This window comes from Pseudomonas sp. M1, assembly GCF_022760135.1.
Classification (GTDB): domain Bacteria; phylum Pseudomonadota; class Gammaproteobacteria; order Pseudomonadales; family Pseudomonadaceae; genus Pseudomonas; species Pseudomonas citronellolis.
The window spans coordinates 3,105,163-3,119,261 of the sequence record NZ_CP094343.1 but is presented as its reverse complement, the minus strand read 5'-3'; the positions used below and the strand labels follow the sequence as shown (position 1 = coordinate 3,119,261).

The window sequence follows — 14,099 nt, the reverse complement described above, 5'->3', positions numbered from 1 at the left end:
GCGTCCGAAACCCGCTCGCCAGAGCATCACAGCAGTCCGTGGTAGCCCGTGATGAAGACACTCCAAGCCCTCCTCGGCCGATTCGCCCGCTGGGAGCCCCTGCGGCGCCTGCGCATCGGCCAGCGTACCCTGCTCTGCTTCCTCTTCAGCGCGGCGCTGCTGGGAGGCGTCGGCGCCTATTGCCTGTACCAGATGGCGGCCATCCGCGCCCAGGGCGAGGCCATCGACAGCGACCAGCTGCCGAGCATCGCCCTGGCCGACAGCATCGCCCTCAACCTCGCCCAGCTGCGTGTGCGCTCCATGCAGCAGGTGGCCAACCCCGATCCCATGGTGCGCAGCGGCAACAAGGTGATCATCGAGCAGTTGGCCCTGGACATCGAACAGGAATTCCGCGACTACCAGGCGCTGATCAGCGACGACACCGAGCGCGGCGCCATCGAGGCGCTGCACCAGGCCTTCGGCCAGTTCATCCAGACCATCCGCGAGGAACAGCAACTGCTGGAGCAGCAGAAGCTGGACGAGGCGCGCACTCTGCTGATCGCCAACATCGACCAGCAGGGCGAAGCCATCGACACCCAGGTGCAGCTGCTGCGCGAGCTCAACCGCCAGGCCGCGGACAGCGCCACCAGCGCGGCCGCCAGCGCCTATGCCCAGGCCCTGCGCATCGTCTGGACGGCCCTGGGCGGCGCCCTGCTGGTCACCCTGCTGCTGGCCTGGCGCCTGACGCGCAGCCTGGTGCGGCCGCTGGCCGAGGCGCTGCAGGTGGCCGAGCGCATCGCCGGCGGCGACCTCAGCCAGGGCGTGCACAGCCGCGGCCGCGACGAGGCGGCGCAGCTGCTGGAGCGCCTGGGGCGCATGCGCGACAACCTGCAGGGCACCATCCGCCAGATCGGCGAGGCCGCCGAACAGCTGGCCACCTCCAGCGAGCAGATGAGCATGGTGATGGACGAAGGCAGCCGCGGCCTGCACCAGCAGCACGGCGAGATCGACAACGTCAGCCGCGCCATGAGCCAGATGAGCGCGGCGGTGGGCGACGTCGCCGAGCACGCGCAGAGCACCGCCGCGGTGGCCCGGCGCTCCAACGACGAGGCCCTGGACGGCCAGCGGCAGCTGGCCACCACCCTGGGTTCGCTGCGCGAGCTGGGCGCAGGCGTGCGCCACGCGGCGCAGCAGGCCCAGGGCCTGGCCGAGCAGACGCTGAACATCAGCAAGGTGCTGGACGTGATCCGCAACGTCGCCGAGCAGACCAACCTGCTGGCGCTCAACGCCGCCATCGAGGCGGCCCGCGCCGGCGAGGCCGGGCGCGGCTTCTCGGTGGTGGCCGACGAGGTGCGCGCGCTGGCCAAGCGCACCGGCGACTCCACCCGCGAGATCGAACAACTGATCGGCGCCATCCAGCAAGGCACCGGGCGCACCGTCGAGGCGTTGCAGCAGAGCGCCGAGCAGGCCGAGCACACCCAGGGCCAGGCCAGCGCCGCCGACCGCGCCCTGGCGCAGATCATCGAGGCCGCGCGCAGCATCGACGAGCGCAACCGGCGCATCGCCGAATCGGTGGAACACCAGGCCGCCATGGCCCGCGACATCGAGACCAACCTGGGCAACATCCGCGACCTGTCCAACCAGAGCGCCGCCGGCTCGCAGCAGACCAGCAGCGCCAGCCACGAACTGTCGCGCCTGGCCGTGGACCTCAGCGGCCTGGTGCAGCGCTTCCGCCTGTAGAAACGACCGTGCGCCGACCTGCTCTTCGTAGGAGCGAGCTTGCTCGCGAACGGAAGGTACCGGTGACTTCGGCGTGTTCGGCTGACTCCGCTCCCTCTCCCTAACCCTCTCCCTGAAGGGAGAGGGGACCGTTCGGAGTGCGTTGGTGTTTCGGCGTTAGCCGGCTAGCACGAAGTTGCCGACTGACGCCAAATCCATTCTCGGCACGGACAAGCCCCCTCTCCCTTCAGGGCGGGGCGCGCAGCCGAGGGCTGGGGAGAGGGCGCTCTTGCACCCAACACCGTAGCCACCGGTAAACTCCATTCGCGAGCAAGCTCGCTCCTACGAAAAGCGCATCGGCGCGGTCGGCAAGACTCTTGCGCCTGGGGTATGCCCATCTGTAGGAGCGCGCCCTGCGCGCGAATCGCGGGCAAGGCCCGCGCCTACACGAAAAGACCAGGTGCCATGACGCCGGATTTGCCCCGGATCAACCCCTTTCGAGCCGCAGCTGGCCTAGACTTGTCCTATCGACACAATGGATAAGGCCCACCCATGGACTCCTTCGGCGTCACCCTCGCAGTCATCATCTTCGGCATGTTCATGCTCGGCATCGGCTTCACCATCCGCGAGCGGGGCGCGGGCGTGCTGCTGATGTGGGTCGGCGTGCTGAGCATGCTGTCGATCATCACCTACCGCATCTACCTCGCCACCTCGGCGGTCTGAGCGCCGCGCCAGCCGTGCATCGCCCGGGCATAGCCGGCCGGGGCGAAGCGCAGGGTCACCCCCAACATCAGCAGCACCGACAGTGCCAGCAGCGTCCAGGAGGCCTGGAAGCTGCCGGTGGCGTCGCGCAGCCAGCCGGTGACGTAGGGAATGATGCCGGTGATGATGAAGCCGATGCCCTGCACGAAGGCCGCCAGGCTGCCCGCCGGGCCGGGTTCGGCCAGGTGGTCGAGGGTCAGCGTCAGGCTCAGCGCGAAGCAGGCGCCCAGGCCGTAGCCGATCAGCGCCACCCAGGCCGCCGGCAGCCCCAGGGGCGACAGCAGCAGGCCGGCGAAGCCGCCGAGCTGGATCAGCAGGCACAGGCACAGCCAGGGCCGGCGGTCCGCCGAACCACGGCTCAGGGCCGGCATGCTCAATGCGCCGAGCACCTGGAAAATGGTCATCAGGCCGATCAACTGGCCGCTGCCCTGGGCGCTCCAGCCCAGTTGCCGGTAGAACATCGGCAGCCAGGCCACCATGCTGGTGTAGCCGCCATTGATCAGCCCGAAGTACAGCGCCAGCAGCCAGGCCCGGCGGCTGCCGAAGAAGTGTTCGCCACGCCGCGCCACGCTGGGCACCGCCGCCTCGCGCGGGCGCACCAGGGCCCACAGCAGCAGCCCCAATACGGCCAGCACCACCCAGGCGCCCAGGCCCAGCTGCCAGTGCCCGGAGCCACCGGCCAGCACCGGCGCCAGCACCGCGGCGGTGCCGCCGCCGGCCATCAGCGAGGCCGAGTACAGGCCCATGGCCGCCGGCACCCGCTGCGGGAACCAGCGCTTGACCACCCCCGGCACCAGGGCCTGGATGATCGCCACGCCGGTGCCGGCCAGCACCGCGCTGGCGATCAGCGCCAGGCCGCTGTCCAGCAGCAGGCGCCAGGCGCAGGCCACGGCGATGGCCAGCAGCCCGGCGAGCATGCCGCGGCTCTCGCCCAGGCGCGGGCCCACCCAGGGCAGCGCCAGGGCGAACAGGCCCATGCACAGCACCGGCAGCACGGTCAGCAGCGACGCGCCCTGGAAGCCCAGCCCGGTGGCCTGGCGGATTTCCGCGAGCAAGGGGCCGATGGAAGTGAGGATCGGCCGCAGGTTGATGCCCAGCGCGACTATGACCAGCAGGCCGATCCAGCCGACCCGCGCCTTGTCGCCGCTCACCCCTGGTGCTCCCGCCAGAACCCGTAGAGCCCCTCCTCGTCTTCCGGGCGCAGCGGCTGCAGCGGCAGCGCCTGCCACTCCACCGGCTGCGCCATCTGCGCGTACACCGCCGCGGTGGACAGCCCGTAGGGCTCGCCGTCGGCGTTGGAATAGGCGTAGTAGGCGGCGCTGACGCCGCTCAGGTGCATGGCCGCCAGGCACATCGGGCACGGGTGGCCGCTGGCGTAGATCACGCAGCCGTCCAGGCGCGGGCTGCCCAGGGCGCGGCCGGCCTCGCGCATGGCCAGCAGTTCGGCGTGAGCGGTGGGGTCGTGGTCCAGGTGGATGCCGTTGGCGGCGCGGGCGAGCACCTCGCCGTCGCGCACCAGCACGGCGCCGAACGGACGGCCGCCGGCCTCGACGTTGGCCCGCGCCAGGGCCAGGGCTTCGCGCATGAATGCCAGGTGTTGCATGGGGAATCCTCCTCAGCGGGGCCCGTGCGGCGCCCCTTCGTCGAAAGGATTATCCCGGCATGACCTTCCATGGTGAAATTAAATGGAAAAATGACTTCCAGTGGATTTCCAAATGCTAGACCCGACCCTGCTGCGCAGCTTCGTCATGGTGGTGGACGCCGGCAACTTCACCCGCGCCGGCGAGTGGCTGCACCTTACCCAGTCCACCGTGAGCCAGCAGATCCTGCGCCTGGAGGAACAGCTCGGCTGCCGCCTGCTGGAGCGCGGCCGCCGCCAGGTGCTGCCCACCGAGGCCGGCGAGCGCCTGCTGGGCTATGCCCGGCGCATCCTCCAGCTCGGCGAGGAGGCCCGCGCCGCCCTCGGCGAGGAACACAGCGAGGGCGTGCTGCGCCTGGGTATGCCCGAGGACTTCGCCGGCGAGCGTATGATGCCGCTGCTGGCGGCCTTCGCCACGCACCGCCCGCGCCTGCGCCTGGAGGTCTCCAGCGGCCTCAGCCACGAGCTGCTGCGCCAGTACCGCAACGGCGAACTGGACCTGGCCCTGGTCAAGCAATGGGGCGCCGACAGCGACTGCCTGGCGCGCTGGCCCGAGCCGCTGTGCTGGCTGGACAGCGCCGCCAACCCGGCGGCCGCCCGCGAGCCGCTGCCGCTGGTGGCCTTCCCGCTCGGTGCGCTGTACCGCCAGGAGATGATCCACGCCCTGGAGGCCCAGGGCCGGCGCTGGCGCATCGCCTACGGCAGCGCCGCCCTGGCCAGCCTGTCGGCGGCGGTGGCCGCGGGCCTGGGCGTCAGCCTGCTGCCGCAGCGCTGCCGGTTGCCGGGGCACCGGGTGCTCACCGCCGCCGAGGGCTTCGCGGAAATCACCGGCCTGGAACTGGCGCTCTACGCCCGCGCCGACCTGCCCAGCGCCGGCCGCAGCCTGTGCGAGCAACTGCGCGAGCTGTGCGCGCCTCCAGGCAGGCGTCGAGCACGGAGGTGAGCAGCGCGATGGCGAGGATGGCCAGGGTCACGGGGATCACCAGCAGCGCCAGCCAGCCGCTGTCCAGCCCGGCCGGCGACCACCAGGGGCAGGCCGAACAACAGCGGGTCGTAGTCGATGCCCGGCTGCATGAGCATGGCGTACATGCCCAGGTAGCGCATGCCGGCGATGCCGCAGCCCCAAGCGCCAGTACCTTCAACCAGATGCATTTCCATGCCGGGGCGCCGCCGGGTTTGCCGCTCGTCGGCCACAACACCTAAGCTGAGCAGGTCCACTCCGCGAGGAACCCCCTTGGCGAACATCCTGCAATCCCTGGCCCTGCCCTGGCGCCGCCTGGCCAACCCCTATACGCGCTACCGCTACGCCGCCTGGATCCATTGCGTGCGCGTCGGCCTGGCGCTGCTGGCCTCCATCCTGCTGACCACCGGCATCGACATCCCCCACGGCCTCTGGGCCTCGGTCACGGTGCTGGTGGTGATGGGCGGGCTGGTGCACCAGGGCACCATCCGCGGCAAGTCCCGCGACCGCATCCTGGGCACCCTGCTGGGCGCCGCCGTGGGCCTGGCGATCATCCTGGTGCACAACCTCAGCGGCTCCAGCGTGCTGGTCTACCTGCTGATGTCGCTGGCCGGCGCCGTGGCCGCCTTCTACGCCATCCGCCGCCCCGGCTACGTGGCGCTGCTGGCGGGCATCACCATGTGCACCGTGGCCGGGCATGGCGACAACAGCATGACCGAGGGCCTCTGGCGCATGCTCAACGTGCTGATCGGCGTGGCCCTGGCGCTGGTCTTCGCGCAGATCTACCCGCTGCGCGCGGTCTACGTCTGGCGCTACCTGCTGTCGGACAACCTGCGCGCCTGCGCCCGCCTGTTCGGCCAGCTGAGCAGCAGCGCCGACCTGCGCGCCGAGCACTTCGCCAGCCAACTGGAGGAACTGGACCAGCGCCTGGTGGCCTCCCGCGCGCACCTGGCGCCGGTGGCACGGGAAACCGGCATGCCGCTGCGCGAACTGGAACTGATCCAGCGCGCCCACCGGGCCATCATGGGCACCCTGGAATCGCTGCTCGCCTCGCGCCAGTTCGCCGCCCAGGCCGGCGACATCGCCCCGCCGCCCGCCGACCTGGAGCCCATGCGCCAGGCCATCGGCCGCCTGCTGCTGCAATCGGCCCACGCCCTGAAGTTCAGCCGCACCTCGCGCCTGGTCCAGGAGTGCCAGGGCAGCGGCCACCTGCCGCCGCGCCCGCAGAGCCTGGCCGGCTCCTTCGAGGTACAGGGCTTCTACTGGCTGACCCTGCGCCTGTACGAGCAGGTGGAACAGCTCTCCGCACAACTGGCCGGCAGCGCCGCGCACTGGAACATCCAGAGCCGCGACCGGGTGCCGGCGCGGTGAGTCTTCGGGCGCTCGGTGCGGGTGCCGGGAAACTACAGCTCCAATTGCGCCGGCGCTATGCCGAGCGCACTGGCGATGCGCTGTCGCGCGAAAAAAATGACACGTCCGGCAAAAGGCAAGGTCGAAACAGGCGTCAGGTATTCCTGACCGCCCCGATCGGCATCGGGTGAAGCGCCATCCACGGACCCGCAGGCTCGCCCTGCCAAGGCCCTGCGCCCTCAGGTTCATGGTGAACCCATCCAGGAGACAGCCCCATGAAGAAGATCGCCCTCGTCCTCGCCGCCACCCTTGCCCTGCCGCTGGCGGCCATGGCCGACAGCAAGCTCTGCGACGCCAACCTGACGCAGTTGAAGGACTTCATCGCCACGGCCAGCAAGAACGCCACGGGCGTGAAGGTCAACGTGGTCCAGGAGCATATCGACCAGGCCGAGAAGGCCCGCGCCGCCGGCGACTACGAGTCCTGCGTGAACCACACCACCCAGGCGCTGCGCATCATCCGCAAACCGGCCAACCGCTGACCGGGTAGCCGGGGTGCGGGAGCGCTCGCCGGGCTCCCGTCACCCCGCGCCCGGGCATTGCACGCCGGGCGCCGTTTTTCGCCTCAACCGCAGTTGAGCCCGCGCACTATTTCGCTGTCGTCGACATTGATGTTCAGGCGCTGCGAGTTGTATTCCAGGGTCACCGCGTCATGGGGGTGCAGCGCGCGTGCGCTCTGCGCGCCGGAGTCGCGCCGGGCCTGCTCCACCAGCGCCTGGGACAGCGGCTTGCCGACCAGCGACTGCACCGCCCCGGCATTGCAGCGACCGGTTTCGGGCGCGGCGGCGGCCGGGGATTCGGCGGGCTTGTCGGCACTGCTGCAACCGGCCAGCAGGATGGCGCCGAACAGCATGGCCGGCAGGGCTCGATTCAAGGGCATAAAGCCTCCTTGGCTTGAGGGAAAACCGCAACCATAACAAGCCGCGCCGCAGCCGGCCCGGTTTTTGTGTTGCCGGCTGCATCGAATCGGCCCCGGAACGACCGTACGGCGCCCTTTACACAGGATTTACACAGCGCCGGTTACACTTTGCGGGAACAGAATGTCTTAGAAGTATCCGGCCCCCAGGCCGGGAATTTCAGGAGGTAAGACAGATGATTCGCCGGATCCCGCAACTCGCCCTGGTGTTGTGCGCGTCCTTCGCCCTGGCCGGGCAGGCATCGGCCAACAGCAATACCGATGCGGCGGCCATCGGCGCGGTGGTCGGCGCCGTCGTGGGTGGCGCTGTCGTCGCCGGCGCCTCCGCGCCGCCTGCCCCGGTCTACGTGCAACCTGCCCCGCCGCCGGCGGCCTACTATCCGCCGGCCCCGGTGTACTACGCTCCGCCGCCGCCTCCGGTGGCCGTGGTGGTGGCGCCGCCGGTGCGCTATTACCGGCCGGTGTACTACGGGCCGGCATACTATGGGCCGCGTTATTACGGGCCGCCCCATGGTTACTATCGTGGGTATCGGCACTGGTGATGGATGGATAGTGCCTGGGGTCTGGAAGAGCGCCGTTTCCTGTTGAAGGGAACGGCGTTTTTTCTGGGGCATCCGCTTTGGTATTTCGGTGAGGGTTGATTGCGAGCCCTACCCTCCGCGCCGGTCCTGACCTCGTCATTCCCGCGAACGCGGGACGCGGCTCCATCGCCACCACACCCATCACCTGGGGCCGATGGGTATCGCAAGCTCAACCCATCCTACGAAAAGCACCTCGGCGCAGTCGGCAAGACAATTGCGCCTACGGTTGCAGGGAAGCACGGGCGTAGGACTTTGTCCGCGATTGGATTCACCGGCCACGCCGGACGCCCCGGCGGCACGAACGGCCCCCTCTCCCTCCGGGAGAGGGCTGGGGTGAGGGCAACGGACTGCACCGCCACTCCGCTGCCAACCCTGTACTCCACTCCCCCGCAAATGCCACCCCAATCCCATTCCTGAAAAACACCCCGCCCCCCGATGGCCGTCCCGCCAGGCCGTGCCTATTCTTTGAGCATTCCGCCGCTTCGCTTACCGCCCCAGGAGGCCTGCATGGCCACGACCAGGAAGATGGGCCTCACCGGGCTGACCACCCTGGTGATGGTCAACATGATGGGCTCGGGGATCATCATGCTGCCCTCCAGCATGGCCCAGCTGGGTGCGGTCTCGCTGCTGTCGTGGGTGTTCACCGCCGTCGGTTCCATGGCCATCGCCTACTGCTTCGCCCAGTGCGGCATCTACTGCCCGCGCTCCGGCGGCATGTCCGCCTACAGCGAGGAGGCCCATGGCAAGTCGGCGTTCTTCCTCTGCTCGTACCTGTATTTCCTGTCCCTGGTGATCAGCAACGTCGCCATCAGCCTTTCCGCGGTGGGCTACCTGACGCCCTTCTTCCCCTGGCTGGGCAGCGGCTCGGTGCCCCTGCTCCTCGGGACCCTGGGGCTGATCTGGCTGACCACCCTGGCCAACTTCGGCGGCCCGCGGATCACCGGGCGGCTGGGCTCGGTCACCGTCTGGGGGGTGATAATCCCGGTGGCCGGGCTGGGCTTCTTCGGCTGGTTCTGGTTCCGCCCCGAGGTCTTCGCCGCCGCCTGGAACCCCAACGACCTGCCGGTCAGCCAGGCGATCACCGACAGCATCCCGCTCACGCTCTGGGCCTTCCTCGGCATGGAGTCGGCGGCGCAAAACTCCGACGCGGTGGACAACCCCAAGCGCAACGTGCCGCTGGCCTGCCTGCTGGGCACCCTGGGCGCGGCGGTGGTGTACGTGCTGTCCACCACCGTGATCCAGGGCCTAGTGCCGAACCCGGAGCTGGCCAACTCCAGCGCGCCCTTCGCCCTGGCCTATGCGCGCCTGTTCAACGACGGCGTGGGCAACCTGGTCATGGCCCTGGCGGTGATGGCTTGCGTCGGTTCGCTGCTGGGCTGGCAGTTCACCCTGGCCGAGACGGCCAAGGTCACCGCCGCCCAGGGCCTGTTCCCGCAGCTGTTCACCCGCGTCACCAACGCCGGTGCGCCCCTGGCCGGGCTGGTCACCTGCGCGGTGCTGCAGAGCCTGATCGCCCTGTCGACCATCTCGCCCAACGCCACCGCGCAGTTCAACAAGCTGGTGAACCTGGCGGCGGTCACCAACATCATCCCCTACATCACCTCGCTGACCGGGCTGGTGGTGATCCTCTACAAGGCCGGCGTCGGCCTGGAGCTGGTGCGCCGCAACACCGCCGTGATGCTGGTCGCCGCCTGCTACTGCTTCTACGCGCTCTATGCCTCGGGGCTGGAAGCGGTGTTCGGCGCGGCCCTGGTGATGGTGGTCGGCTACCTGCTGTTCGGCTTCATCGCCAAGCGCTTCGTCAAGGCCTACGAGCGCCTCGCCGCGCCGCCGGAGTCGCCATGAACCGCCTGCTCGCTCCCCTGCTCGCGCTGCTGTTGCTGGTGCCCGCCGCCCAGGCCGGCACCCTGGCGCGCATCCAGGCCAGCCATACCCTGACGCTGGGCTTTCTGGCCGACAACGCGCCCTTCTCCGAGGGCGACGAGCGCACGGCCAGCGGCTACGCCATCGACCTGTGCCAGGCGCTGGTCGCCCGCTTGCGCAGCGAGCCGGGCCTGGGCGACCTGCAGGTCCGCTACCGCCCGCTGCCCCTGGAGCAGGCCCTGGAAGCCGTGCACGGCGGCCAGGTCGACCTGTTCTGCAGCCCGCTGGTGGAAACCCTGCAGCGCCGCGAGAGCGTCAGCTTCTCGCTGCCGGTGTTCACCGCCGGCCTCGGGGTGATCCTCCGCCGCGACGCCGACCCCACCCTGCTGGCCGCGCTCAGCGGCGCCCCGCGCGAACGCACCCCGACCTGGCGGGCAACCATCAACCAGGGGCTGAACCGGCGCAGCTTCGCCGTGCTGCGCGGCAGCACCAACCTGCAATGGGCGCAGCAGCAGGTCCGCACCCTGGGCCTGCAGTCGCGCCTGGAGGAGGTCGCCAGCTACCAGGAAGGCGTCGAGCGTGTGCTGCGCAGCCAGGTGGACGCCTTCTTCGGCGAGCGCCTGTCGCTGCTCAACTACCAGGCCCGTTCGGCCGAAGGCGACCGCCTGCAGGTCTCCGAGCGCCTGTTCGAAGTGGCCCGCGTCGCCCTGGCCCTGCCCCGCGACGACGACGCCTTCCGCCTGCTGGTGGACCGCTCCATCAGCGAGACCCTGCGCGGCCCCGGCGGCGAGGCGCTGTACAGCCGCTACTTCGGCCGGCCCTCGGAACAGCAACGCATGCTGCTGCGCCTGTACACCCTGCCCTGAGGCGGCGCAAGGTCCAGGGGACAAGGCCTCGCCTGCCTGCGCAATCGGCTGGCAGGCCTCGCTGATCACCGGCAAGGCCCGGCCGGCGGAGGCGGACTACCGGGCGGTGGCTGAAAGCGTGAGCCGGCTGGTGCTGGGTGCCCTTGCCGTGGATGGTGCGCGGGGGCGGTTGCGGCCTTTTCCGCTTTAGTGGGCGGCGGGCTTTCGTAGGCCGCTCCGGGGCGCTCTTCGTAGGAGCGAGCTTGCTCGCGAATGGGGTTTGCCGGTGGCTACAGTGTTGGGTGCAAGAGCGCCCTCTCCCCAGCCCTCTCCCTGAAGGGAGAGGGGGCTTGTCCGTGCCGAGATAAGGAATGGTTTCAGCCGGTAATCACTGTGCTAGCCGGCTAACACCGAACTATCAGCATCTGCCCAACGCCCCCTCCCTGAAGGGAGAGGAGGCTTGTCTGTGCCGAGAAGAAGCCTGGCTTTAGCCGGCAATCTCTGTGCTAGCCGGCTGACTCCAGAGCATCAACCTCTGCCCAACGGTCCCCTCTCCCTTCAGGGAGAGGGTTAGGGAGAGGGAGCGGAGTCAGCCGAACACGCCGAAGTCACCAGTAAACCCCATTCGCGAGCAAGAACTAGGCGTCCCCCGCGCTCCTACAAAAAGCCACCAGGCACTACACGCCCCCCAGCAAAGCGCGACACCGCACAAAGCACAGCCTGAATCGACGCGCTGACGATGTTGGCATGGCAACCGGCGCCGAAGCGCGTGCCCGGCTCGCCCGGCCAGGCCACTTCCACCAGCGCCAGGGCCTGGGCGTCGGCGCCGCCGCCGAGGCTGCGTTCCTCGTAGCTGTCGATGCGGATCGGCAGGCCCAGGGCCGCCACGGCGGCGTCGATCGGGCCGTTGCCCACGCCCTGCAACTGGCGGCGGCCGTCGGCCAGTTCCACCTCCAGCACTATGCCCTGCCCGCCCTCGGCCTCGAACAGCCGGTGGCCGACGTAGGCCAGGGAGCCGCCGGGCCGCGCCGGGGCCAGGTAGGTCCGGGCGAACAGTTGCCACAGCGCCTCGCTGCTCAGCTCGGTCTCGCTGCTGTCGGCCTGGCGCTGCACGATGGCGCTGAACTCCACCTGCATCCGCCTCGGCATCACCACGCCGTGGTCGCGCTGCAGCAGGTAGGCGATGCCGCCCTTGCCCGACTGGCTGTTGACCCGCACGATGCTGTCGTAGGTGCGCCCCAGGTCCCGGGGGTCGATCGGCAGGTAGGGCACTTCCCAGAAGCCATCCGCGGCCTGGGCGGCGAAGCCCTTGGCGATGGCGTCCTGGTGCGAGCCGGAGAAGGCGGTGAACACCAGGTCGCCGACGTAGGGATGCCGTGGGTGGATCGGCAGCCCCGTGCAGGCCTCGGCCACCCGTGCCACGCCGGCGATGTCGGAAAAGTCCAGGCCCGGGTGGATGCCCTGGGTGTAGAGGTTCAGCGCCAGTGTCACCAGGTCGAGGTTGCCGCTGCGCTCGCCGTTGCCGAACAGGCAGCCCTCCACCCGCTGCGCGCCGGCCAGCAGCGCCTGCTCGGCGCAGGCCACGCCGGTGCCGCGGTCGTTGTGCGGATGCACCGACAGCACCACGTGCTCGCGGCGTTCCAGGCGCTGGTGCATCCACTCGATCTGGTCGGCGAAGACGTTGGGCGTGGCCACTTCCACGGTGGTCGGCAGGTTGATGATGATCGGCCTTCCGGGGCCGGCGTCCCAGGTGCGGATGGCGGCGTTGCACATGCGCAGCGACACCTCCAGCTCGGCCATGCAGAAGGTCTCCGGCGAGTACTGCAGCACCCATTCGGTCTGCGGGTGCGCCGCCACCTTCTCCTTCAGCAGTTGCACGTGGCGCACCACCAGTTGTTCCACTTCGTCCACCGACAGGCCGAACACCACGCGCCGCCATACCGGCGCGATGGCGTTGTACAGGTGCACGATCACCCGCCGCGCGCCGGCCACGGCGCGCACGGTCTCGTCGATCAGGTCCTCGCGCAGCTGGGTCATCACCATGGGCGTGACGTCGTCGGGGATGCCGCCTTCGTCGATCAGTTGGCGGATGATCTCGAAGTCGGTGCGCGAGGCGGCCGGGAAGCCCACCTCGATCTCCTTGAAGCCCAGCCGCACCAGCTCGGCGAACAGGCGCAGCTTGCGCTCGCGGTTCATGGGTTCGAACAGCGCCTGGTTGCCGTCGCGCAGGTCGGTGGACAGCCACACCGGGGCCTGGGCGATGGTCTGCGACGGCCAGCGGCGGTTGGGCAGGTCGATGGCGGGGAACGGGCGGTACTTGGTTTGTGGGTTCGCTTGCATGGTCTGGCCTCGAACGGGTGTTCGGGCCCAGCATAGGCGGGGCGCAGCCGTCCAACTTGCGCCAAAGGGTCCATCGTTGTCGCGAAAGGGTCATCCTGCGCTAAGCTCGCCCTTCCCCCGCAACGGACGCGCCCCATGGTCGACCACGCCAGCCTGCCCTACGAATCCCTGGAGATGCCGGTCACCGGCGTCGCCATCGACTACCCCAGCGGCCACGTGGTGCCGCCCCACAGCCACCCGCGGGCGCAGCTGATCTACGCCATCGAGGGCGTGCTGGTGGTGGAGACCCCGGCGGGGCGCTGGGTGACGCCGCCGACCCGCGGCGTCTGGCTGCAGGCGGGCGTCGAACACTCGCTGCGCATGCGCGGCGTGACGCGGGTGCGCAGCCTGTTCGTCAACCCCGACGCCATCGACGGCCTGCCGGTCGGCGACTGCGTGATCGACGTGTCGCCGCTGCTGCGCGAACTCATCCAGGCCGCCACCCAGGTGCCCGGGCGCTACGAAGGCGACAGCCGCGACGGCCGCCTGATGCGCTTCCTGCTCGACGAACTGCGCAGCCTGCCGGTGCTGCCCTTCCACCTGCCCTGGCCAGACGACGAGCGCATCGCCCGGGTCTGCCGCGCCCTGGCGGAAAACCCGGCGCAAGGCAGCAGCGCCGAGCACTGGGCCGAGCAACTGGCGATGAGCCCGAAGACCTTCCACCGCCGCTTCCAGCGCAGCACCGGCATCACCTTCGGCCGCTGGCGCCAGCAGGCGCGCCTGCTGCTCTCCCTGGAAGCCCTGGCCCAGGGCCTGCCGGTGCTGGAAGTGGCGCTGCAGCACGGCTACGACAGCCAGAGCGCCTTCGCCGCGGCCTTCCGCAGGCAGTTCGGCGTGGCGCCCTCGGCCTTCTACCGCTGACCTGGACGTAGGGCGCATAACCGTTCGCGGGTATCCGCCGATACACCACGGCCACAGCCAACGCCCAGGCCAACCCCGGAGCCGCCGGGAATCAAGGCCAAACGGCGGATAACGCCGTAGGCGTTATGCGCCTTACGCCCCGGCACCGGCGTTGCCCGATGTGCGGTCCCGCGCGGATGACGCCACC

13 protein-coding genes and 1 pseudogene are annotated in these 14,099 nt (G+C 69.8%); 9 read left to right on the top strand and 5 right to left on the bottom strand.

What is annotated here, in order from left to right:
• The first annotated feature begins 51 nt into the window (after positions 1–51).
• Positions 52–1,719 carry a methyl-accepting chemotaxis protein gene (locus PM1_RS14125; protein WP_009622325.1) on the top strand — a complete coding sequence of 556 codons (1,668 nt, stop codon included), beginning with the start codon at positions 52–54 and terminating at the stop codon, positions 1,717–1,719.
• 531 nt (positions 1,720–2,250) lie between these two features.
• Positions 2,251–2,421, top strand: a complete 171-nt coding sequence (locus tag PM1_RS14120) for a hypothetical protein (protein WP_009622326.1) — start codon at positions 2,251–2,253, stop codon at positions 2,419–2,421.
• On the opposite strand, the gene PM1_RS14115 is transcribed toward PM1_RS14120, so the two are convergent.
• Together PM1_RS14115 and PM1_RS14110 are read right to left on the bottom strand one after the other, a co-directional pair.
• Positions 2,397–3,629, bottom strand: coding sequence for a CynX/NimT family MFS transporter (locus PM1_RS14115; protein ID WP_052059058.1), 1,233 nt, complete (start codon positions 3,627–3,629; stop codon positions 2,397–2,399). The genes PM1_RS14120 and PM1_RS14115 overlap by 25 nt on opposite strands.
• Positions 3,608–4,063 (bottom strand): nucleoside deaminase, encoded by a 456-nt coding sequence (locus PM1_RS14110; RefSeq protein ID WP_009622328.1) that lies wholly within the window; start codon positions 4,061–4,063, stop codon positions 3,608–3,610. Before PM1_RS14110 ends, PM1_RS14115 begins: the two co-directional genes overlap by 22 nt.
• 112 nt (positions 4,064–4,175) lie before the next feature.
• Here PM1_RS14110 and PM1_RS14105 point away from each other — a divergent pair, with 112 nt between their 5' ends.
• Positions 4,176–5,042 (top strand): LysR family transcriptional regulator, encoded by an 867-nt coding sequence (locus tag PM1_RS14105; RefSeq protein WP_009622329.1) that lies wholly within the window; start codon positions 4,176–4,178, stop codon positions 5,040–5,042.
• Here the strand turns inward: PM1_RS14105 and PM1_RS14100 are convergent.
• A pseudogene (locus tag PM1_RS14100) lies at positions 5,002–5,245 on the bottom strand (MHYT domain-containing protein); the annotation flags it as partial. The gene PM1_RS14105 and the pseudogene PM1_RS14100 overlap by 41 nt on opposite strands.
• Before the next feature lie 88 nt (positions 5,246–5,333).
• Here PM1_RS14100 and PM1_RS14095 point away from each other — a divergent pair.
• Positions 5,334–6,431 carry an FUSC family protein gene (locus PM1_RS14095; protein WP_009622331.1) on the top strand — a complete coding sequence of 366 codons (1,098 nt, stop codon included), beginning with the start codon at positions 5,334–5,336 and terminating at the stop codon, positions 6,429–6,431.
• Between the two features lie 254 nt (positions 6,432–6,685).
• On the top strand, positions 6,686–6,949 hold the full coding sequence (locus PM1_RS14090; protein ID WP_009622333.1) for a hypothetical protein: 264 nt from the start codon (positions 6,686–6,688) through the stop codon (positions 6,947–6,949).
• An 83-nt stretch (positions 6,950–7,032) separates the two neighbouring features.
• Here the strand turns inward: PM1_RS14090 and PM1_RS14085 are convergent, their stop codons facing one another.
• Positions 7,033–7,347, bottom strand: coding sequence for an I78 family peptidase inhibitor (locus tag PM1_RS14085; protein ID WP_009622335.1), 315 nt, complete (start codon positions 7,345–7,347; stop codon positions 7,033–7,035).
• A 212-nt stretch (positions 7,348–7,559) separates the two neighbouring features.
• Here PM1_RS14085 and PM1_RS14080 point away from each other — a divergent pair, with 212 nt between their 5' ends.
• The 3 genes from PM1_RS14080 to PM1_RS14070 all read left to right on the top strand — a co-directional run bounded on the left by PM1_RS14080 (position 7,560) and on the right by PM1_RS14070 (position 10,693).
• Entirely contained in the window at positions 7,560–7,925 is a 366-nt protein-coding gene (locus PM1_RS14080; protein ID WP_009622337.1) for a hypothetical protein, read from the top strand.
• 546 nt (positions 7,926–8,471) lie between these two features.
• Positions 8,472–9,809, top strand: a complete 1,338-nt coding sequence (gene potE, locus PM1_RS14075; protein WP_009622339.1) for a putrescine-ornithine antiporter — start codon at positions 8,472–8,474, stop codon at positions 9,807–9,809.
• Complete coding sequence (locus tag PM1_RS14070) at positions 9,806–10,693, top strand: amino acid ABC transporter substrate-binding protein (protein ID WP_009622341.1); 888 nt, start codon at positions 9,806–9,808, stop codon at positions 10,691–10,693. The genes potE and PM1_RS14070 overlap by 4 nt, the downstream gene beginning before the upstream one ends.
• Positions 10,694–11,329: 636 nt before the next feature.
• On the opposite strand, the gene PM1_RS14065 is transcribed toward PM1_RS14070, so the two are convergent.
• Entirely contained in the window at positions 11,330–13,012 is a 1,683-nt protein-coding gene (locus tag PM1_RS14065; protein ID WP_009622342.1) for a 2-isopropylmalate synthase, read from the bottom strand.
• 135 nt (positions 13,013–13,147) lie between these two features.
• Here PM1_RS14065 and PM1_RS14060 point away from each other — a divergent pair, with 135 nt between their 5' ends.
• The gene (locus tag PM1_RS14060) at positions 13,148–13,912 is read left to right on the top strand and encodes an AraC family transcriptional regulator (protein WP_009622343.1); all 765 of its coding nucleotides are present in this window, start codon (positions 13,148–13,150) and stop codon (positions 13,910–13,912) included.
• The last annotated feature ends 187 nt before the right edge of the window (positions 13,913–14,099 follow it).